The organism is Anaeromyxobacter sp. K, from assembly GCF_000020805.1.
GTDB lineage: Bacteria > Myxococcota > Myxococcia > Myxococcales > Anaeromyxobacteraceae > Anaeromyxobacter > Anaeromyxobacter dehalogenans.
Genome location: NC_011145.1, coordinates 252,814 through 273,715, shown reverse-complemented (window position 1 = coordinate 273,715; position 20,902 = coordinate 252,814). Strand labels below are relative to the sequence as shown.

At 76.0% G+C, this 20,902-nt stretch carries 16 protein-coding genes; 3 read left to right on the top strand and 13 right to left on the bottom strand.

The features are described from left to right. Nucleotides 1–17: 17 nt before the first annotated feature. The 7 genes from ANAEK_RS01220 to ANAEK_RS01190 form a co-directional block, all read right to left on the bottom strand. Nucleotides 18–704: a ComF family protein gene (locus ANAEK_RS01220; protein ID WP_012524325.1), complete on the bottom strand. Its 687-nt coding sequence runs from the start codon at nt 702–704 to the stop codon at nt 18–20. 73 nt (nt 705–777) lie between these two features. Then, nucleotides 778–2,328, bottom strand: coding sequence for a 2,3-bisphosphoglycerate-independent phosphoglycerate mutase (gene gpmI / locus ANAEK_RS01215; protein ID WP_012524324.1), 1,551 nt, complete (start codon nt 2,326–2,328; stop codon nt 778–780). A gap of 55 nt (nt 2,329–2,383) precedes the next feature. Continuing rightward, nucleotides 2,384–5,032: a S8 family serine peptidase gene (locus ANAEK_RS01210; RefSeq protein ID WP_012524323.1), complete on the bottom strand. Its 2,649-nt coding sequence runs from the start codon at nt 5,030–5,032 to the stop codon at nt 2,384–2,386. Between the two features lie 112 nt (nt 5,033–5,144). After that, on the bottom strand, nt 5,145–5,606 hold the full coding sequence (gene rlmH / locus ANAEK_RS01205) for a 23S rRNA (pseudouridine(1915)-N(3))-methyltransferase RlmH (RefSeq protein ID WP_012524322.1): 462 nt from the start codon (nt 5,604–5,606) through the stop codon (nt 5,145–5,147). Next, complete coding sequence (locus ANAEK_RS01200; RefSeq protein ID WP_012524321.1) at nt 5,603–6,706, bottom strand: glycosyltransferase family protein; 1,104 nt, start codon at nt 6,704–6,706, stop codon at nt 5,603–5,605. Before ANAEK_RS01200 ends, rlmH begins: the two co-directional genes overlap by 4 nt. A gap of 225 nt (nt 6,707–6,931) precedes the next feature. Beyond that, a complete protein-coding gene (locus ANAEK_RS01195; protein WP_012524320.1) occupies nt 6,932–8,329 on the bottom strand; it encodes an anti-sigma factor in 1,398 nt (465 codons plus the stop codon). Then, entirely contained in the window at nt 8,326–8,934 is a 609-nt protein-coding gene (locus ANAEK_RS01190) for an RNA polymerase sigma factor (RefSeq protein WP_012524319.1), read from the bottom strand. The genes ANAEK_RS01195 and ANAEK_RS01190 overlap by 4 nt, the downstream gene beginning before the upstream one ends. A 167-nt stretch (nt 8,935–9,101) precedes the next feature. Here ANAEK_RS01190 and ANAEK_RS01185 point away from each other — a divergent pair, with 167 nt between their 5' ends. Continuing rightward, nucleotides 9,102–10,526 carry an NAD(P)/FAD-dependent oxidoreductase gene (locus ANAEK_RS01185; RefSeq protein ID WP_012524318.1) on the top strand — a complete coding sequence of 475 codons (1,425 nt, stop codon included), beginning with the start codon at nt 9,102–9,104 and terminating at the stop codon, nt 10,524–10,526. Between the two features lie 204 nt (nt 10,527–10,730). Here ANAEK_RS01185 and ANAEK_RS01180 read toward each other — a convergent pair whose 3' ends face one another. Continuing rightward, on the bottom strand, nt 10,731–11,336 hold the full coding sequence (locus ANAEK_RS01180) for a TetR/AcrR family transcriptional regulator (protein ID WP_012524317.1): 606 nt from the start codon (nt 11,334–11,336) through the stop codon (nt 10,731–10,733). Between the two features lie 191 nt (nt 11,337–11,527). Here ANAEK_RS01180 and ANAEK_RS01175 point away from each other — a divergent pair, with 191 nt between their 5' ends. Continuing rightward, nucleotides 11,528–12,043 carry a DsrE family protein gene (locus ANAEK_RS01175; protein WP_012524316.1) on the top strand — a complete coding sequence of 172 codons (516 nt, stop codon included), beginning with the start codon at nt 11,528–11,530 and terminating at the stop codon, nt 12,041–12,043. A 24-nt stretch (nt 12,044–12,067) separates the two neighbouring features. On the opposite strand, the gene ANAEK_RS01170 is transcribed toward ANAEK_RS01175, so the two are convergent. Beyond that, nucleotides 12,068–15,232, bottom strand: a complete 3,165-nt coding sequence (locus ANAEK_RS01170) for an efflux RND transporter permease subunit (RefSeq protein ID WP_012524315.1) — start codon at nt 15,230–15,232, stop codon at nt 12,068–12,070. A gap of 18 nt (nt 15,233–15,250) precedes the next feature. Further along, on the bottom strand, nt 15,251–16,390 hold the full coding sequence (locus ANAEK_RS01165) for an efflux RND transporter periplasmic adaptor subunit (protein ID WP_012524314.1): 1,140 nt from the start codon (nt 16,388–16,390) through the stop codon (nt 15,251–15,253). A 242-nt stretch (nt 16,391–16,632) separates the two neighbouring features. Here ANAEK_RS01165 and ANAEK_RS01160 point away from each other — a divergent pair, with 242 nt between their 5' ends. After that, complete coding sequence (locus tag ANAEK_RS01160; RefSeq protein ID WP_012524313.1) at nt 16,633–17,802, top strand: endonuclease/exonuclease/phosphatase family protein; 1,170 nt, start codon at nt 16,633–16,635, stop codon at nt 17,800–17,802. On the opposite strand, the gene ANAEK_RS01155 is transcribed toward ANAEK_RS01160, so the two are convergent. The 3 genes from ANAEK_RS01155 to ANAEK_RS01145 form a co-directional block, all read right to left on the bottom strand. Beyond that, nucleotides 17,803–18,711 carry a hypothetical protein gene (locus ANAEK_RS01155; RefSeq protein WP_041454006.1) on the bottom strand — a complete coding sequence of 303 codons (909 nt, stop codon included), beginning with the start codon at nt 18,709–18,711 and terminating at the stop codon, nt 17,803–17,805. Between the two features lie 89 nt (nt 18,712–18,800). After that, nucleotides 18,801–19,670 (bottom strand): WecB/TagA/CpsF family glycosyltransferase, encoded by an 870-nt coding sequence (locus tag ANAEK_RS01150; RefSeq protein ID WP_012524311.1) that lies wholly within the window; start codon nt 19,668–19,670, stop codon nt 18,801–18,803. Nucleotides 19,671–19,851: 181 nt separating this feature from the next. Continuing rightward, on the bottom strand, nt 19,852–20,826 hold the full coding sequence (locus ANAEK_RS01145; RefSeq protein ID WP_012524310.1) for an NAD-dependent epimerase: 975 nt from the start codon (nt 20,824–20,826) through the stop codon (nt 19,852–19,854). Nucleotides 20,827–20,902: the final 76 nt, after the last annotated feature.

Here is a 20,902-nt window from a genome sequence, read left to right as displayed (position 1 = left end):
TTCGGGGGCCGGGGCGCTCACTCCGCCCGGGCGAGCGCCACCACCGTCACCGAGCGGGCGCCCGCCGCCCGCAGCGCGCGCGCCGCCGCGTCCGCGGTCGCGCCCGTGGTGACGACGTCGTCCACCAGCACCAGGTCGCGGCCGGCCACCGCCGGGCCGGCCAGGAACGCGCCCTCCACGTTGCGGGCGCGCTCGGCGCGCCCCAGGCCCACCTGCGGCGCCGTCTCGCGGGCGCGGCGGAGCGCCCCGCGCAGGCGGCGGCCCCGGGCGCCGGCGGCGCGCGCCAGCGCGTCGGCGAGCAGCGCCGCCTGGTCGTAGCCGCGCTCGATGCGGCGGGCGCGGCCGAGCGGGACCGACACCACCGCGGCGCCGGGCGGGAGCGAGATGCGCGCCGCGAGCCAGGCGCCGAGCGGCCGCGCGAGGTCGGGCCGGCCGCCGTACTTCAGCGCGTGCACCGCGTCGGCGAGCGGCCCGCCGAACAGCCCGCCGGCCCGGACCGCGTCGAACGCGGGCGGGGCGGCCAGGCACGCGCCGCAGGCCGGCCCCGGCCCGGGCGCGCCGCAGCGGTCGCAGCCCGGCGGGACCGGCTCCAGCGCGCCGGCGCACACGTCGCAGAACGGCTCCTCGGTCACCGGCTCGCCGCAGGCGGCGCAGCGGGGCGGGTAGACGAGGTCGAGCAGGGCGCGGACGGCGGCGCGGAGCATCCTGGGTTCTCTCCGGGTGAAGGCAACGGGCGCGCCGCGGCGCCGCCCGGGCTCACCGGACGGCGCGTGGGCGCTAGCGGATCACGAGGCCGAGGCCCTTCATCTCCTTCGGCTGCGGGAGCCCCATCACCTGCAGCGCGGTGGGGGCCACGTCGGCGAGCACGCCCTTCTCGCGGAGCTTCGCACCGCGGAGATCCGGATCGGCGAGGATGAACGGCACCGGGTTGAGCGTGTGCGCGGTGTGCGGCTGGCCGGTCACCGGGTCGGTCATCAGCTCGCAGTTGCCGTGGTCGGCGGTGACGAGCATGGCCATGCCCTGCTTGCGGGCCGCCTGCCAGAGCCGGCCCACGCACTCGTCCACCACCCGCACCGCCTTCACCGCCGCGTCGAGCAGGCCGGTGTGGCCGACCATGTCCGGGTTGGCGTAGTTCACGAGCGTGAAGCCGTACTGGCCGGTGCCGAGCGCCTGGACCAGCTTGTCGGTGACCTCGCGCGCGCTCATCTCCGGCTTCTCGTCGTACGTCTTCACGTCGCGCGGGCTCGGCACGAGGATGCGATCCTCGTTCTGGTACACGGTCTCGCGGCCGCCGTTGAAGAAGAACGTCACGTGCGCGTACTTCTCGGTCTCGGCGGTGCGGAGCTGCCGCAGCCCGGCGCGCGCGACGATCTCCGGGAAGATCTCGGTGAGGTCCTGGGGGGCGTACGCGACCGGCAGCGTGAACGTCTCGTCGTACTGGGTCATGCACACGTACGCCGAGAGCCGGGGCACGGCCTTGCGCTCGAAGTCGTGGAAGCCCTCCTGCGTGAACGCGCGGGTGATCTCGCGGGCGCGGTCGGCGCGGAAGTTGAAGAACAGGATGGCGTCGCCGTCCCGGATCGCGCCCACCGGCTTCCCGTCGCCGTTCACGACCACGGTGGGCTTCACGAACTCGTCGGTCTCGCCGCGCGCGTACGCCGCCTCCATCGCGGCGGTGCCGGACGCGGCCTTGAAGCCCTCGCCCGAGACGAGGGCCGCGTAGGCCTGCGCCACGCGGTCCCAGCGCTTGTCGCGGTCCATGGCCCAGTAGCGGCCGGTGACGGTGGCCACCTTGCCGTAGCCGGTGGCCGCGAGCCGCCGCTCCACCGCGGCGAGGTAGTCGAGCCCGGACTTCGGCGGCGTGTCGCGGCCGTCCATGAACGCGTGGACGTACGCGCGGGCCACGCCCTCCCGCCGGGCCAGCTCCAGGCAGGCGTGGAGGTGCTCCACGTGGCTGTGGACGCCGCCGTCGGACACCAGGCCGAGCAGGTGCAGCGCGCCGCCGGCCTCGCGCGCGCGGCGGCAGGCGAGCAGCAGCGCGTCGTTCTTGTAGAAGCTGCCGTCCTCGACGGCGCGGTTGATGCGGACCAGGTCCTGGTAGACGATCCGCCCGGCGCCGAGGTTGGTGTGGCCCACCTCGGAGTTGCCCATCTGCCCCTCGGGCAGGCCGACCGACAGGCCGCTCGTCTCCAGGGCGGCGTGCGGGAACTCGCGCTGGAGCGCGTCCATGTTCGGGGTTCCGGCGATCGCGATCGCGTTCGCCTCGCGCGCTGCGCGGATCCCCCAGCCGTCGAGAACGACGAGGAGGACGGGCTTCGTCTTCGGCACGGGCACCTCTCCGGCTGGTAGGGACCGGAGATGTTAGGTGCCCGGCCGCTCCGCCTCAAGGAACATCGCCCCGGGCGGCGCCGGAGGCAACGCCGCCCGGCCCGGGGAACGCGCCCGCCTGCCGCTCGCGCAGCCCGGCCACGCCCTTCGTCGCCGGTTGCCGCGCCAGGCCCCGCACGCCCACCGGCGCGCCCGCGGCCGCGCCCACCGGGGCGACGGCCGGGTCGAACGCGACGCTGAAGTCGAGGTCCGAGCGCGGACCGCTCGCGCCGAGCGGCGTGAGGACGCCCAGCGTCGGCCACGCGCCGCAGGACTCGCCCGCGTCGCAGATGTAGCCGTCGTTGTTCATGTCGCTGCCGGCCACGAGGTAGTAGGTGCCCGCCGAGACGCCGTCGAAGCGGAACGCGTAGCTGCCGCCCGACGCCGCGCCGCTCCACTGCTTCACGAGCTCCGGGCCGCTCACGCCCTCGCGGACGAGCAGCGCGTAGAGGTAGCCCGCGTCGCCGGCCGCCGCGGCGGCGCCGACCTGGAGCGTCACCGGGATGACCACCGGGTCGCCCACCGACGGCGTGAAGGTGATCTTGGCGGCGTAGCGGCCGTCGGCGAGGCCGGTCCGGTCCACGGCGGCGGCGTACGCGCCGAGGCCGCTCGCGTCCACGCCGGGCGCCGTGACGGTGAGCCAGGTGGCGTCGTCGGACACCGCGGTCACGGTGAGCGCGCCCTCGCCGACCTTCGCCGCCTGGAGCTGCAGCGTGGCGTCGGCCGGTCCGAAGTCGAGCCGCCCCGGGGTCACCGACAGCGAGGGCGGCAGCGGCGCGCCGCAGCTCGTGGCTGCCGCCTGCACCGCCTTCAGCGCGTCGACGAGACCCCAGCCGAACGTGTCGTCGCGGCCCGCCGGCCCGAGGTCGCGCGTGAGCTGGCCGGCCTGCAGCAGCTGATCGATCGCCGCGGGCGCGAGGCTCGGGCAGACCGACTTCATGAGCGCCATGACGCCGGCCACGTGCGGCGCGGCCATCGAGGTGCCCTGGTAGAACGCGTAGATGGGCTCGCGGGTGCCGGTGGTGTCCTTCACGAGCGTGGAGAGCACGCCGTCGGCGTAGCCGTTCCCGTCGAGGTCCACCGCGGTGTTGCCGCCCGGCGCGGCGAGGTCCACGGTGCTGCCGGTGTTCGAGTACGGCGCCTTCGCGCCCTTCATGTCCACCGCGCTCACCGAGAGCACGCCCGCGTACGCCGCCGGGTAGCCCGGGGCGGAGGACGCCTCGTTGCCCGCCGCGGCGACCACGATGACGCCCGCGTTCCGCGCGGCGGTGTAGACGGCCTGCTCGGTGGACGAGAAGCAGCCCTGGCAGCCGAGGCTCAGGTTGACCACCGCGGCCCGCGTGGCCGGCACCGTGCCGGAGTCGTTGGCGAGGCCGGCCGCGTAGCTGACCGCCTGCACGATGTCGTAGGAGGTCCCGCCGCCGACGCCGAGCGCGCGGAGCGGCATCACCCGCGCGTCCCAGGCCACGCCCACCACGCCCGAGCCGTCCGCTTTCGCGGCCACCGTGCCCGCGACGTGGGTGCCGTGCCAGGAGCTGCCGCCCGGCGTGGCCGCGTCGCCCGGGTCGTCCGGGTTCGGGTCGATGCCGTTGCCGTCGTTCGCCATGGTGGGATCGCGGATGAAGTCGTAGCCGGTCACGAGCTGGCCGGAGAGGTCGGGGTGGGCGAGGAACACGCCGGTGTCCACCACCGCGACGATGGCCGCGGTACCGGCCTCCGTGGCGCCCCTGGTGACGTCCCAGGCCTGCGGCAGCGAGATGAGCGGGTAGTGCCACTGGTACTTGTAGTACGTGTCGGTCGGGACCCGCGCCGGCTGGAACACGAAGTTGGGATCGGCGCTCTCCACGTCGGCCCGGCGGCGCAGCGCCGCGATGGCGCGGAGCGTGTCCCACTTCTCGGCCAGCACCGGATCGGCGCCGGCGCCGAGCGCATCCGGCGCGAGCGGCTCGACCCCGAGCGCGGCGAGGGCGCGCGCGCGCGCCTCGGGGCCGGACATGGAGAGCAGCGCGGCGCGGCCGCGGGCGCCCGCCAGCGCGGTGAGCCCGAGCGCGGCGGCGCGCTGCGGCAGGTCGCCGGCCGAGGCCACCCCGAGCGCGTCGTCGCGGAAGCGGACCACGATCTCCCCGGGCACGAACGGCAGGGCCAGGTGCGGCGCCGCGCCGGCGCTCGCCGCGGCGCCGTTCACGCCCAGGGTGAGCGCGTAGTTGGAGACCCCGGCCGCGGCGGTGACGCGCAGGTAGTACTGGCCCGCCGCGGCGACCGGGATCACCTGGTTCGCGCCCGCGGTGGCGCAGTTCACGGTGGCGCCGTCGGACGCGAGCAGGCAGAGCTCGAACGACGCCGCGGTGTCGGCCACGTCCATCACCACCGTCTGGCCTGCCTCGAGCGTGGCCCTGTACCAGTCCTGCGGATCCGTGCCCGCGTCGGCGAACCCGCCCAGCGTGGTCACCGGCGCGAGCTGCTGCGCCTCGTCCCGGGTGTCGTTGGGCGTCTTCGGCGCGACCGGATCGGCGACGTCCCCGTCCACGTCCTGCCCGGCGGTGGCCGCGATGTGGCCGGACAGCGTGAAGGTGGTGGGCAGCGGCGGCGAGTCGCTCCCGCCGCCGCCGCAGGCGAGGGCGGCGAGGGACAGGGCGAGCGCGGCGGGCGTGCGGAGGCGCGTCATGTGGGCTCCCGAGGTGGTCGGCTGGTTGTCGCAGCGCGGGCGGCGGCGCGCAAGCCCACCGCCGTGACCCATGGGTGCCCGGGGCCCACGGGCGCGGGGCAGCGCGGCGGATTCACTTGTGGTAGGGCTCGCCGCGGAGGATGGTCATGGCGCGGTAGAGCTGCTCGACGAGCACCAGCCGCGCGAGCCGGTGCGCCAGCGTGAAGCGCGACACCGCCAGTCGCTCGTCGGCCCGCGCCAGCACCTCCGGCGCGAGCCCGTCCGACCCGCCGATGAGGAGCGCCACGTCCTGGCCGCGCTCCATCCAGCGGCGCACGCGCTCGGCGAAGGCCACGCTGGTGAGCTCGTCGCCGCGCTCGTCGAGCACCACCACCCGCTCGCGCGGCCCGATCTTGGCGAGGAGCGTCGCGCCCTCCTCGCCCTTCGCGCCCGCGGTGCCGGCGAGCTTGCGCGCCTCCGGCACCTCCACCAGCTCGAAGCGCAGGTAGCGGCCGAGCCGCTTCGCGTACTCCTCCACCGCCGGCGCGTACAGGCCCGAGCGGTCCCGGCCCACCGCCACCACCCGGACCTTCACGCCCGCGGCTCCCCCGGCGCGCCGCCGTCGAGCGCGCGCGCCAGGACGTCGTCGAGCTTCGCGAGCAGCTCGCGGTTCCCGTCCTGGCGGTAGCGCGCGAGGCCGCGCTCGAGCTCGGGCAGCCGCGCCAGGAAGTCCTCGAGCACGCGCGCGTCGAGGTCGTCGGCGGTGGCGCCGTAGCCGAGCGCCTGGAGGTACCGCGCGTTCAGCACCTGCTCGAACTGCCGCTTCACCGGGATGGCCAGCATGGGCTTGTGGAGATACACCGCCTCGGTCATCAGGGTGAAGGAGCCGCCCGAGATCACGGCGCGCGCGGTGCGCAGGTCCTCCACGAAGCGCGCCTCGGAGAACGGGCGGTGGACGAGGTTGCCCTCGCGCAGGTCCGCGGTGAGCTCGCGCCGCAGCCCGTACACGCGGCACTCCACGCCGGCGCCGCGCAGGATCTCCGGCAGCGCCTCGTTCGAGGTCGAGGTCTGGTAGACGAGCAGGTGCGCGCCGGGCTCGGCGCGCGCCGCCAGGATCTCCGGGCGCAGCACCGGCGGGTGCAGGCTGGTGCGCGGCTTCGCGACGGGCGCCTGGAAGAACGTGGCGATGAGGTAGTGGAAGCAGCCGGGGAGCTTGGCCTTCACCACGCCCTTCGCCACGAGGTACTCGGCCTCGTGGCCGGCCAGGATCTCCGGCGGGTGGTCGCAGCGGTTCACCGCCTGGTTGTTGTCCACCGAGATGCAGGGCAGGCCGTGGGTGCGCGCGTACAGGTAGCTCCAGGTCTCGAAGTCGGAGACGACCACCTCCGGCCGGAAGGACTCGGTGAGGTCGAAGTAGGCCTTCACGTTCCGCGGCCACCCGCCCGCCACCGCGCCGCCCACGTTCTTCAGCACGGTGCGGAAGTTCCGGACCTCGTTGTCCTCGTAGACGATGGAGAGGCCCCAGATCCGGTTCACCCCCAGGCGATCCCGCTCGCGCGCCTTCAGGTAGTCGTGCGCGCGGCCAGAGACCACCACCTGCACGTCGTGCGTGCGCGCGAGGTGGTCGATGACCACCCGCGAGCGGACCGCGTGCCCCATCCCCTCCCCCGCCACGCCGTAGAGGATGCGCGCCATGCGAGCAGTGTAGCCCCTCCCCGCGGCCGCCGCCCTCCGGCGTGGCGGCGCCGCGCGGCGCCGGGGTGGGGCCCACGCGAAGGGCGCGGCCGGGGCGCGCAGGGCGGGCGCGCAGGGCGATGCGGCGCCGGGGCGAGGGATCACGGGCCGCAACACGGCGGCGCGTCCGCGCGCGCGTCCGCGGCGCGGGCGGGCGGGAGCGCGACCTCGGCGCCGGGCCGTCGATCAGGGGCCGCAGCGGGGCGGCGCGTCCGCGCGCGCATCCGCGGCGCGGGCAGGCCGGAGCGCGGCCTCGGGGATCGCGCCGTCGGTCCCGGGCGGCCGCGCCTCGCGCCAGGGGCCACCCTCCTCGCGGTAGCGCACCAGCGCCAGCGCGCCGTCCTCGCCGTAGTAGAGGTCGGCCTCGAAGGCGCGCCCCGCGAGCCGGCCGTGGCGGACGTACCGCACCACCCGGCCCTGCGCGTCGCGCTCCACCTTGCGCCACGCCTCGCCGTCACAGTCGGTGAACGTCACCACCTCGCCGCGCAGCGCACCCGCCTGCCGCAGCGCGCGCCACCGCGCCAGCGCGTCGGATCCGGCCGGCGCGGCGGCGGCGTCCTGGTCCTGCCCGCGGGCCGCGGTCGCGGCCCGGCGAGCGCCCGGCGCGTGCTCGGGCGCGGGCACGGCCTCGAGCGCCGCGGCCGGCGCCGAGCCGGCGGCCGCCGGTGCGGCCTCGGTGGCCTCCGCACGCAGGGCGCGCGGCGCCGGCGCGGGCGTGGGCTTCGGCGCGGGCGTGGACTTCGGCGCGGGCGCGGTCTCCGGCGCGGGCGGGGCGAAGGTCCGCTCCGCGGTGGACGGAGACGGCGCAGGCGGGGGCGGGGCGACGGTGCGCTCGGTGGTCGGCGCGGGCGTGGGCGGGGCGAAGGTCCGCTCCGCGGTGGACGGAGACGGCGCGGGCGCTTGCGCGGGGGCAGGCGCGAGGAAGGTGCGCGGCGCCACGGGCGCGTCCGCCTCCGGCTCGCCGGCGCGCACGGCCGATGGCGCAGCGGCCGGCGCCGACTTCGCCGCGCCGAGCCGAGGTGGGGGCTCGCGCCGGCGCTCCGGCGCGGGCGGGGCGGCGGGGCGGGTCCGCTCGGCGCGGACGTCGTCCGGTCCGGCCGCGGGCGCCGCGGCGGCGGCCGGGGCCTCCGGCGCGGCGGGCGTGGCCGCCTCGGTCGCGGCCTGCGGCGCGGGCGCGGCGGCGCGGCCGAGCAGCGCCTCCGGATCGTCGCGGAGTGCGGGGCCGGGGTGGAGCGCGAGCAGCCGGTAGGAGACCGCGCCCACCGCGACGAGCGCCGCCGCGGAGAGCGCGGCGCCCCACGTCCACGCCGGCAGGCGCCGCCGCCGCCCGCGCGCACCGGCGGCCTCGCGCGCCGCGGCGAGGAGCACCGCCTCGCCGCGCTCCGGCGCCGGCGCCTCCTCCAGGCCGGACATGAGCGCACGGGTCCCGCGGATCCGCCCGAGCTCGGCGCGGCAGGCGTCGCAGGCCTCGAGATGGCGCTCCAGCGCCCGCGCCTCGCCCGCCGGCAGCTCGCCGTACGCGTGCTCCAGGATGGCGTCGTGCAGCCGCGCCCCGAGGCGCTCGTGGAAGCGTTCGTCGCTCATGGTGCCGCGCTCCGGGCCGAGGCGGGGCCGCCCGCGGCCGCCTCCGGCTCCACGCCCATCGCTGCGAGCCGCTCGCGCAGCGCCTCGAGCGCGTAGCGCATCCGGCTCTTCACGGTCGGCTCCGGCGCGCCGGTGACCTCGGCGATCTCCGGGAACCTGAGCCCCGCGTGCTCGCGCAGCAGGAACACCTCGCGCTGCGCCTCGGGCAGCGACGCGAGCGCCGCCTCGAGGAGCGGGCGGACGAGTGCCGCGTCGGCCGCGCGATCCGGCGCCGGGTCGTCCGCGGCCAGGGCGCAGGCGGCGGGGTCCGCCTCGAGCGAGCTGGCGCGGCGGAACGCCATGCGCCGCGACTCGTCCACCGCCAGGTTGCGGGCCATCGCGTAGAGCCAGGTGCGGAAGCGGGCGCGCGGCTCCCAGGCGCCGGAAGCCTTCACCACCCGCAGGAACGTCTCCTGGCAGAGGTCCTCCGCCCGGGCGCGATCGCGGGTCAGGCGGAGCAGGAAGGAGAAGACCGGCGTCCGGTGGCGGCGCACGAGGGCCTCGAACGCCCGGGCGTCGCCGTCCCGGAACCGGAGCATCAGCCGCTCGTCGCTCTCGTCCGGCACGCGCGTGTCGCCTGGGCCTCGCCGGGGGAACGCGCGAGGCGGGAAAAGGATCTCGGGCGTCGGAGTGTAGTCGAAACGGGCCGCTCCGGGCGGGTGACCGCGGCGGCGCTGCCCGCGTGCCCGGCCGGCCGGCTGCGCCGGCGGGGCGGGGCCGCTAGGAGGGGGCGGTGCGCACGCCGGACGCGGTGGTGGTCGGCTCGGGGCCGAACGGCCTCGCGGCCGCGGTGGCGCTTGCGGGCGCGGGGCTGCGGGTGCGGGTTCGCGAGGCCGCGGCGACCGCCGGCGGGGGCGCGCGCACCCTGCCGCTCACCCTCCCCGGCTTCCTGCACGATCACTGCTCGGCGGTCCACCCGCTCGCGGTCGCCTCGCCGTTCCTCCGCACGCTGCCGCTCGCGGCGCACGGCCTGCGCTGGATCTCGCCGCCCGCCGCGGTCGCGCACCCCCTCGACGACGGCACCGCCGCGCTGCTCGGGCCCGGGTTCGAGGCCACCGACGCGACGCTCGGCGAGGACGCCCGCGCCTGGCGGGCGCTGTTCGCGCCGCTCGCGCGGGAGCTCCCCGCGCTGCTCGAGGAGGTGCTCGGTCCGGTGCTGCACCGGCCGCGACGGCCGCTGCTGCTGGCGCGCTTCGGCCTGCCCGCGCTGCTGCCCGCCGCGCGCCTCGCCCGCGCCCGGTTCCGCGGCCCGCGCGCGCAGGCGCTGTTCGCCGGCCTCGCCGCGCACGCGAACCGGCCCCTGGAGGCCGCCGCCAGCGCCGCCTTCGCGCTGGTGCTCGGCGCGGCCGGGCACGCCGTGGGCTGGCCGTTCCCGGAGGGCGGCGCCGGCGCCATCGCGGCGGCGCTCGCCGGGGAGCTCCGCTCGCGCGGGGGCGAGCTCGAGACCTCGGCCGAGGTGCACCGCCTCGAGGACCTGCCGCCGGCGCGCGCGGTGCTGCTCGACCTCGCGCCGCGGCAGGTGCTGCGGGTGGCCGGGGCGCGGCTCCCGGCGCGCTACGCCCGGCGCCTCGCTGCGTTCCGCTACGGGCCCGGCGCGTTCAAGCTCGACTGGGCGCTCGCCGGCCCCATCCCGTGGCGGGCCGCGGCCTGCGCCGTCGCCGGCACGGTGCACCTCGGCGGCACGCTGGAGGAGATCGCCGCCGCCGAGGCAGCCGTCGAGCGCGGCGAGGTGCCGGCGCGACCGTACGTGCTGCTGGCGCAGCCCACGCGCTTCGACCCGTCGCGCGCGCCGCCCGGGGGCCACGTGGCGTGGGCGTACTGCCACGTGCCGCGCGGGTTCGACGGGGACGTCACGGCCGCGGTCGAGGCGCAGGTGGAGCGCTTCGCGCCCGGGTTCCGCGAGCTCGTGCTGGCCCGCGCCGTGCGCGGGCCGGCGGCGCTCGAGCAGGACGACGCGAACCTGGTCGGCGGGGACGTCGGGGGCGGGGAGGCGTCGCTCGCCCAGCTCGTCGCCCGTCCGGTGCTGTCCCCCGACCCGTGGTCCACCCCCGTGCCCGGGCTCTACCTCTGCTCCGCCTCCACCCCGCCCGGCGGGGGCGTCCACGGCATGTGCGGCTGGCACGCCGCCCGCGCCGCCCTGCGCGACCTCGGCCTCTGATCCCGACCCAGAGTCATTTCGCGCGGCGACTGCGTACGGTCGGCGGACCCGGGGTCGCCGTTCGGCCCCGTGAGATCGCCGACTTGCGCGAAAGGGTCCGCGGCGCGGACGATCTCGCATCCCGCGCGAGCAATGACTCTGGGTCGGGAAACGACGGGGTCGGGAAACGAACGACGGCGAACGCGCGAAGGAGCGGGGAGGAGCTCACGTCCGCGCGCGACGCGGTCGGCGTGGCGCGCGCGGGGGCACGGCGCCCCGGAGCCCCTCCTGGAGCACCAGCCGGGCGGCCTGCTGCGCGTCGTCCACGAACCCGGGTTGACCGGTGACCTGCGCGAGCACCGTGCAGCCCTCCAGGAGCACCTTCAGCGCCCGGGCCAGCCCGCGCGCGTCGGCGGCGCCCGCCTCGGCGGCGAGCCGCTCGATGTACTCGAGCGCGAGCCGCTTGTGCTCGGCCGCCGCGACGTGGACCGGGTCGTCGTGCGCGGCGAACTCGGCCGTGACGTTGATGAACGGGCAGCCGTAGAAGTCCTTCCCGCGAACCCAGTCGCGCACCACGTCGAAGAGCGCGTCGAGCCGCCCGGCCGGCGTGTCCGACGCCCGCTCCACCGCCGCCATGAACGCGTTGCGGAACCGCTCGTCCATCCGGCGCAGCGCTGCGAGCACCAGCTCGTCCTTCGAGCGGAAGTGCCGGTACAGGGTCATCTTGGCCACGCCCGCCTCGGCGAGGACCGTGTCGATCCCCACGGCGTGGCAGCCGTGCCGGTAGAACAGCGCTGCGGCGGTCTCGACCAGCTTCTCGCGCGGGGACATGGCTCGCTCCGGGCCGGGGCGCGCGCAGTATACCCACCCGTCGCGCCGTTTCACCCGTCTCGGCGGGCCAGGCGGACGAATCCGGGCTGGACTCGGTAGACAGATCTGTCTATACCGCGACCCGTCCGGTCCGCCCTCCCCCGCCACGGTGGCGCGCGGGACCGCGGGCCCACTCCCGAGGATCCACACCGATGACCCCGCACCGTCCGCTCCCTCTGCTCGCCCTCGCCGCCCTGCTCGCGCTCACCGCCGGGACGCCGCTCGCCGCGCGCGCCTCCGCCGCGCCCGGGAACCCCGACGCGCTCCGCGGCGTCACCAGCGGCAAGGGCCTGTTCCTCGTGGATCTCGCCGACGGGCCCAAGATCGCCATGTACCTGAAGCTCATCGCGGGCTCGCACGACGGGCTGCGGGCGCAGGGCGTGGCGCCGGACTTCAAGGTCGTCTTCATCGGCCCGACGGTCCGGTTCCTCACCGGCGCGGCGCCGGCGCCGAACCGCGCCGCGGATCGCGCCGCAGCCGCCGAGATCGCCGCCGCGGTGCGGGAGCTGAAGCGCCGCGGCGCGGCGCTGGAGGTCTGCGCGATCGCGACGAAGGTGTTCCAGGTGGAGGACGCGCGCCTCCTCCCCGAGCTCACCGTGGTGGCGGACGGCTTCGTCTCGCTCATCGGCTACCAGGCGCAGGGCTACCACCTGGTGCCGATCTACTGATCGTGACCCCGCGGGCGGCCGCGGCTACGGCTCCTCCCGCCGCTGCGCCGCCTCGCGGGCGTGCCGCTCGCCGCCGCGCGCGAACGCCCGGCGGAACAGCCGGCCCAGGCGGGTCCGCCAGCCGTCCATGATCTCGTACACGGTCGGGATCACGAGCAGCGTGAGCAGCGTGGAGGTGATGACGCCGCCGATCACCGCGCGGCCGAGCGGCGCGCGGAAGTCGCCGCCCTCGCCCAGCCCGGACGCCACCGGGACCATGCCGGCGATCACGGCGACGCTCGTCATCATGATCGGCCGGAGCCGGATCCCGCCGGCCTCCACGAGCGCGTCGCGGATCGACAGGCCTCGCTCCTCCCGCGCCCACTTCGCGAAGTCGATGAGCAGGATCGCGTTCTTCGCGACGATCCCGAACAGCAGGATCACGCCGATGAGGCTCATCAGGTTGATGGTGTCGCCGGTGACGAGCAGCGCCAGCACCACGCCGATGAGCGACAGCGGCAGCGAGAGCAGGATGGCGAACGGATCGAGGAACGATCCGAACTGCAGCACGAGCACGAGGTACATGAGCATCACGGCGAGCAGCAGCGCCACGCCGATGCGCGTGAACACCTCGGCCTGGTCCGCCGACTCGCCGCCCTGCCGCAGCGTGTAGCCGGGCGGCAGCTTCACCTCGCCGGCGAGCCGCCGCTCGATCTCGTTCACCACCTCGGAGAGCGAGCGGCCGGCCACGTTCCCCTGCACGCTCACCACGCGCTGCCGGTCGAGGTGCGAGATCTGCGCGGGGCCGAGCCCCTCGGTGATGCGCGCCACCTGGCCGACGGGCAGGATCCGCGGCGCGCCCTCCCGGCTCGGCAGGATGAGCGGGAGCTGCCGCAGGTCGGAGGCGCGCTCGCGCGCCTCGGGCGCGAGCCGCACCATCACCTTGCGCGTCTCGCCGGTCGGGTCCACCCAGTCGCCCGAGTCGAGCCCGGCGAACGCGATGCGGAGCGACTGCGCCACCTGGCCCACCGTGACGCCGAGGCGGCCGGCGAGGCCGCGGTCCACCTCCACCGCCAGCTCCGGCTTCTGCCCGCGGGTGGACAGGCCCACGTCCACGGCCCCGGGCACGCCGGCGGCGACGGCCTTCACCTTCTCGGCGAGCTCGGTGAGCACCCGCGAATCGGGGCCGCGCAACTCGAGCTGGATCGACTTGAACGCGCCGCCGAAGCCGCTCGTGAACACCGAGATCTCCGCGCCGGCCACCCGCGACAGCTCGCGGCGCAGCACCGCGCCGAGCGCGTCCTGCGAGAGGTCGCGCTCGCGCTTGGGCGTGAGCCGCGCGTAGATGAGCGCCTGGTCCACACCGGGCGCCTGGAGCGGGATGGGCGTGCCGATGGACGCGTAGGTGTACGCGACCTCGGGGTGGCTGCGGAGGATGCGATCGGTCTCCTCCACCTTGCGCCGCGTGTACTCGATGGACGAGCCGGGCGGCGTCTGGACGATGAGGCTCACCTCGCTGCGGTCCGACACCGGCACGAACCCCGCCCCGCCGAACGCGCCCTGCAGCGCGAACGAGCCGACGAGGGACAGCGTGGCGAACGCCACCACCAGCCAGCGGTGGTCGAGCGCCCAGGCCACCACGCGCCGGTAGTTCGAGGCCTGCCGGTCGAACCAGCGGTTGAAGGCGCCCAGCGCGCGCCCCACCGGCCCGCGCCGCTCGCCCTTCTCCACCTGCGGATCCGGCCAGTACGCCGACATCATCGGGTCGAGCGAGAAGGAGACGAACAGCGAGACCAGCACCGCCGCCGCGATGGTGAGCGCGAACGGCTTGAACCACTGGCCGGCCACCCCGTACATGAACGCGACCGGCACGAACACCGCCACGATGGAGAAGGTGGTGGCGGTCACGGCGAGGCCGATCTCGTCGGTCCCCTTGTGCGAGGCGGTGGTGTGGTCCTCGCCCAGCTCGATGTGCCGGACGATGTTCTCGCGCACCACGATGGCGTCGTCGATGAGGATGCCGATGGCGAGCGAGAGGCCCAGCAGCGACATGGTGTTGAGCGTGAAGCCGAACGCCCAGACGCTCACGAACGCCGCCAGCACCGAGACCGGCAGCGCGAGCCCGGTGATGACGGTGGATCGCCAGGAGTTGAGGAACAGGAACACCACCAGGACGGTGAGGAGCGCGCCCTCGACGAGCGTCCGCTGCACGTCGTCCACCGACTGGCGAACGCGCGTGCCGGAGTCCTGGACGATGGCGAGCTTCGCCCCCTCCATGCGCGGCTCGAGCGCCCGTGCCCGCTCCTTCACCGCGTCCGCGACCGCGGTGGTGGAGTAGCCCTTCGTCTTCAGGACCTCCAGGCCCACCGCCTCGCCCGAGTTGAACAGCGCCAGCGTGCGCGCCTCCTCGGCGCCGTCGAGCACCTTCGCCACCTGGCCCAGGCGGACCACCTGGCCGCCGCGGCTCGCGACCGCCACCTGCTCGAACTCCTCCGGCGTGCCGAGGCGGCCGGAGAGGCGGATGCTCTGCTCGCCGAGCGGCGTGTTGACCCGTCCCACCGGCGCGGCCAGGTTCTGCGCCTGCAGCGCCCCCACCACCTCCGCGGCCGAGACGCTGGCCGCGGCCATCGCCTCCGGGTCGAGCTGGACGGTCAGCTCGCGCTTCTGCCCACCCACCAGCCGCACGTCGGCGACGCCCTGCACCGAGCGCAGGTCGCGCGAGACCACCTCGTCGGCGAGCCGCGTCAGCGCCGGCACCGGCAGCGTCTTCGAGGTGAGCGTCAGGGTGACGATCGGCTCCTGCGACGGATCGAACCGGACCAGCACCGGCTCCTCCATCTCGGTGGGCAGGTCCTGGCGCTTCGAGCTGATCGCGTCGCGGATGTCCTGCGTCGCCTCCATCAGGTTCTTCTCGAAGTCGAAGAACACGATGAACTGGGCGAGGCCGTCGGTGGCGGAGGCGGTGGTCTGCTTCCCGTCGATGCCGCTGATGGAGAAGATCGCGTCCTCGATGGGATCGATCACCTCGCGCTCGACGGTCTCGGGCGAGGCGCCGGGGTAGACGATGGTGACCGCCACCACCGGCGGCTGGACGTCCGGGAACTCGTCGGTCTTGAGCGTGACGAGCGCCAGGAGCCCGAAGATCACGAGCGCCAGCATCACCGTGATGGTGACGATGGGCCGCTTGATGGCGAAGTCGGAGATGAACATGCGGAGCGCCCGGGGCGGCTAGTTCGACTTCTGCGCGCGCGGGTCCTCGACCACGCGCACCGGGGTGCCGTCGGCGAGCGCGCCGCGGGCCGAGCCGAGCACGAGCACGTCGCCCTGCTTCACGCCGGAGCGGAAGCCCACCGCGCCGGCCACGTCGTCGCGGAGCGCGATCTCGACCGCCACCTTCTGCACCTTCCCGTCCTGCACCTTCATGACCGTGGGCGGGGTGGAGGTCGCGTCCACCGCGGCCGCCGGCGCCGCCAGCGCCTCGCTCGCCTGGCTCGCCACCCGCCCCTGCGCGTAGAGGCCGGCGAGGAGCCGGCCGTCGGCGTTGGGCACGTCCACGTAGACGCGCACCTGGCCGGTGCTGGGATCCACCGCGGGGTTCACGCGCTCGATGTGGCCGTCGAAGCGGCGGCCGCCGAAGCCGGTCACCGAGAAGTCCACCGGCGCGCCCGGCGCGAGCGCGCCCACGCTCGCCGCGGGCACCGAGCCCTCGAACTGGAGGCGCGAGGGATCGATCACCGTGTAGAGCGCCGCGCCCGACGACACCACGTCGCCGGACGAGACGCTCCGCTCCGAGACCACGCCGGCGAACGGCGCCCGCACGGCGGTCTTGCCGGCCTGCTGCTCGGCCGCGGCGAGCCGGGCCTTCGCGTCCTCCACCTGCGCGCGCGCCGCCTCGAGCTGCGCGTCAGCGCGCTCCGCGTCCTGCTCGGCCATGGCGCCCTCGCGCGCCAGCGTGTGTGCGCGCCGGGCGCCGGACTCCGCCACGCGCAGCGCGTTCTGCGCCGAGGTCACCGCGGAGCGGGCGGCGCGCACCGCGTCCTGCAGCGCCGAGGCGTCGATGCGGGCGAGGAGCTGGCCCGCCTTCACCCGCTCGCCCGCCTCCACGCGGACCTCGGCGACCGCGCCGCCCACCTCGGCGCGGAGCGTCGCCGCGCGGCGGGCGTGCAGGGTGCCGGCCACCTCCGGGCCGGACTGCAGACGGCGGGACGACACCACCGCGACGTTCTCCGGCGCGAGCGCGACCGGAGGCTGCTCCTGCGCGGCCTCGGCCGCCCTGCCGCCGTCTCGCTTGCAGCCGGCCGCCAGGGCGACCGCCGCGGCGAGCGCGAGCAGCCTGCATCCGTGTCGAGGTCCGGTGGCTCTCGGCATCGCGTTTCCCTTCGACGACCTGCCGGGCGATCTCGGCCCGGAACGAGTTACGCTGCGGTCTTCACAGGCGCTGGACCCAGCTTGGGCTGCCACGCGCGGGCGACCCGTGGCGTGGCGCTACACCCGCGACAGCACTCCGTCCGGGGCGGCCCGCCCGGCGCCTCGGGGCAGCGCACCGGCGGTGCTACGTTCGCACCCACATCCACACGCCCGGCCCCTGACTCCACCGCCGGAGGTGACCCATGTCCCGCACGCGCCTGGCCGTCCTCGCGCTCGCCCTGTCCCCGCTCGCCCTCGCCGCCTGCAGCAGCGGCGACGGCACCTCCGCCACGGCCTCCGACGCGGTGCGGGCCCCGCCCGCCGCCGGTTCACCGGGCGCGCGTGCCGCCGGCATGGATCCCCATTCCATGGCAGGAGGCAAGAAGATCCTGGGCGTGACCACCCGGAACCTGTACCTCGGCGCCGATCTCGGGCCGGTCATGGCCGCCGCCACCCCGGCCGCGTTCGTCGCGGCGACGACCGCGGTGTGGGCCACCGTGCAGGCGAACGACTTCCACGTGCGCGCGGAGGCGATCGCCGACGAGCTGGCCGCCACGCGGCCCGGTCTGGTCGGGCTCCAGGAGGCGTACCTCTGGCGCGTGCAGGACCCGGGCGACTTCCTCGCCGGCGGGACCACCCCCGCCACCACGGTCGCGTTCGACTACGTCCAGGACCTGCTCGACGCGCTCGCCGCGCGCGACCTCCACTACGTGGTCGCCGCCGAGGTGACGCTGTTCGACTTCGAGGCGCCGGTCGCGACCGGGCAGGACGTGCGCATGACCGACCGCGGCGTGATCCTGGCGCGGAGCGATCTCACCACCGCGCTGCCCGCGGGCGGCGTGTACGCGACGCTCCTGCCCGTGAGCGTGCTCGGGAACCCGGTGCAGGTGAAGCGCGGCTGGGTGTCGGTGGACGCGAAGTACCGCGGCGAGTGGCTGCGCTTCGTCTCGACGCACCTCGAGGCCTATCACGCGGGCGTGCGCACCGCCCAGGCGGCGGAGCTCGCCGGCGCGCTCGCCGCCGAGGCGCGCCCGGTGGTGCTGGTCGGCGATCTCAACTCCCAGCCCGGCACCGAGGGCGAGGCGGTGCTGGCCGCCGCCGGGTTCCGCGACGTCTGGGCCGCCGTCGAGGGCGACGCGCCCGGGCTCACCTGCTGCTTCCCCGAGGACCTGCGCATCGGCCCGGGCGACCCCGGGTTCGCCGACCTGTCCACGCGCATCGACTACGTGCTCGTGCGCGGCCCGGTGGAGCCGTGGAGCGCCGAGGTGGTGGGCGAGACCGCCGACGAGCGGGTGGGCGGGCTGTGGCCGAGCGATCACGCGGGGGTGGCGGCGGAGGTCCGCGTGACCGACGGGCGGCACGCGGGCGAGTGATCACCGCGGCCCGGGCTGCCGCCGCGGGCGCGCGCCCGAGGCCAGGCGCGGGTCGGCCTGGCCGGCGGCGCGGTCGCGGGCCATGGGGGCGTCCAGGAACAGGACCACGCCGAGCCGCACGTCGAGCGGCGGCGCGTCGGCGGTGAGGCCGCGGTCGGCGGACGCGCGCAGCAGCACCCGCGAGCCGGCCGGCACGTCGGCGGTGAGGCCGAGCACCATCGGGCGATCGTCGCCGCGCCACCCGGCGTAGCCGCGCCACTCGCCCGAGAGCGCGACGCCGCTCGCGAACGCGGCGCGCAGGGTCGCCCCGTAGTCGAGCGCGTCGTCCTGCCGGCCGTCCGCCACCTGCCAGGCGAGGAAGCCGAGCTTCGCGAGCGCGCGCAGCCGGACCGGACCCGCCGCCGCGACGTCCTTCCCGGCGAGCACGTCGAACACGTAGCCCGGCGCGTTGGTGAAGCGGCGCGCGCCGCGGTCCTTGCCCGAGGTGGACTTCACCACCAGGCGCAGGCCCAGCGCCGGCCGCTTCCCCCGCTCCTCGAGCACCAGGAACCGCGCGCCGGCGCGGAGGTCGCCCGGCGACGCGCCCGAGCGCACGCGCGCGCCGATCCGCTGCCCCGTCGCGGCCGAGGTGCGGAACAGCTCGAAGGGCGTCCCGTCCAGCTCCAGCGCGGCCACCTCCCGGAACGGCACGGTGAGGCGGACGTAGGGCGTCCCCGCCGCGTCCTGCGCGCCGAGGCCCGCGAGCTGGGCGGTGGCGGACAGCTCCAGCTCGGTCCGGTTCCCGACGACGGGGTCCACGTTCCGGAGCGCGGGGAGCGCGTTGTAGCCCATCCGCCCCGGGACGAGGAGCGGCTCGGCCGCGTCCGCGGCGGACGCGCACCCGAGCGTCACCAGGAGCGCTGCGGACACACGCACGGTCAACGGCCGGATCACGTCTGAAGTTGCGGCGGCGCGCGACCGGCGCGAAGGCCCCGCGGCTGCTGGCCCGGCGGTCGGGGTCAGCCCGCCGACCCCACCCTCACCCCCGACCCGGAGTCCTTCGCGTCGGTCCCCGTCCTCGCCAGCACCGCGCCGAACCCGGAGTCGTTGCGTGGCCCGATCCGGGGCTTCCCGGCGCTCAAATGACTCTGGGTCGGGTGGGAGGGTACCGGCTCGGGGCGGTAGGTGAGGGTTCGCCAGAGGAAGAGCGGCACCCCGACCACGTACCGGCGGAAGAGCCGGCGGGGCTCCAGGGCGAGGCGGAACAGCCACTCGAGGCGCATCGCGCGCACCGCGCGGGGGGCGCGCACGACGCTCCCGCTCATGAAGTCGAACAGCGCCCCGACCCCGATCGCGATGCGCGCCCGGAGCCCCGGCGCGTTCGCCGCAAGCCACTCCTCCTGCCGCGGGTTCCCGAGCCCGACGAGCAGCAGGTCGGGGTGGGCTGCGTCGATGGCCCGGCGTGCCTCGTCGCCGGTCGTCTCGTGGCCGTCCAGGGCCCCGACCACCTTCACCGGTGCGTACGCGCGCTCGATGCGTCGCGCCGCCTCCGCCGCGCGGCCGGGGCGTGCCCCGTACAGGAAGACGCGCAGCGGCAGGCCGCGCCGGGCGCACTCCCCCAGCAGGCGCGGCACGAGATCGGTGCCGGCGAAGTTGTACGGAAACGGCGCGCCGGTGCGGAGCCGCGCGTACACGTCGAGCCCGACGCCGTCGTTCAGCACCAGGGTCGCCGCGCGGATCGCCTCGCGCGCCGCGGGGTTCGCGGACGCGACGTTGAGCGTGTGCGCGTTCGCCAGCACGAGCGTGCCGCACCGGACGGGCGCCGGCGCGTCGAGGCGGCGGAGGAACCACTCGAGGAGGTCCGGCCACTCCAGGCGCGCGACCTTCACGCCGAGGCAATCGACGGCTGGATAGGAAGGGTCTCGACCGGAGGAAGGGCGGACGGCAGGGACGGGCGGCGGCACCCCCGGCACGGTGGGCCGCCTGCTTGCGCGGCGCGACCCTGCGTTCGGGTCCGGCGTCCGCGAGGGTGCGGAGCGCGCCCGGCCGGGACCGGGCCGCGCCGGCAGCTCACGCGCGGTGGTACGCCCGGTACCAGGCCACGAAGCGTCGCACGCCCTCCTCGATGGAGGTCGCTGGCCGGAAGCCGACGTCCCGCTCCAGCTCCGACACGTCGGCGAACGTGGCCGGGACGTCGCCGGGCTGCATGGGGAGGAGCTCGCGGACCGCCTTCTTCCCGAGCGCCTCCTCCATCACCTCGATGAAGCGGAGCAGCTCGACGGGCTGGCTGTTGCCGATGTTGTAGAGCCGGTGCGGCGGCACCACGCCCGCCGCGGGCGGGCGGTCGAGGACGCGGATGACGCCCTCGACGATGTCGTCCACGTAGGTGAAGTCGCGCCGCATCTGGCCGTGGTTGAAGACCTTGATCGGGTGGCCCTCGAGGATGGCGCGGGCGAACAGCATGGGCGCCATGTCCGGGCGGCCCCACGGACCGTACACGGTGAAGAAGCGGAGTCCCGTGGCGGGGATCGCGAACAGGTGGCTGTACGTGTACGCCATCAGCTCGTTCGCCTTCTTGGTGGCGGCGTACAGGCTGACCGGGTGATCGACGTTGTCGGCGACCGCGAAGGGCACCTTGGTGTTGCCGCCGTAGACGGAGCTCGAGGACGCGTAGACCAGGTGGCGGACCGGGTGCCGGCGGCAGCCCTCGAGCACGTCGAGGAACCCGGTGACGTTCGCGTCCACGTAGGCGTGCGGGTTCTCGAGCGAGTAGCGCACGCCGGGCTGGGCCGCGAGGTGCACGACCGCGCCGAAGCCGCCCCGCTCGAACAGGCGGGAGGTCGCCTCGCGATCGGCGAGATCGAGCCGCTCGAAGGTGAACCCGGGCCGCCCGGAGAGCTGGGCCAGGCGCGCCTCCTTCAGGCGGACGTCGTAGTACGGCACCATCGAGTCGACGCCGAGCACCTCGTCGCCGCGGTCGAGCAGCGCCTTCGCGAGGTGGAATCCGATGAAGCCGGCGGCGCCGGTGACCAGGGTCGGGGGCATGGACGTTCCTGTCGCAGTTCCTGACCCAGAGTAGTGCATTTCGGACCAGGGGTCCGATCCGCGGACCACCGCACCG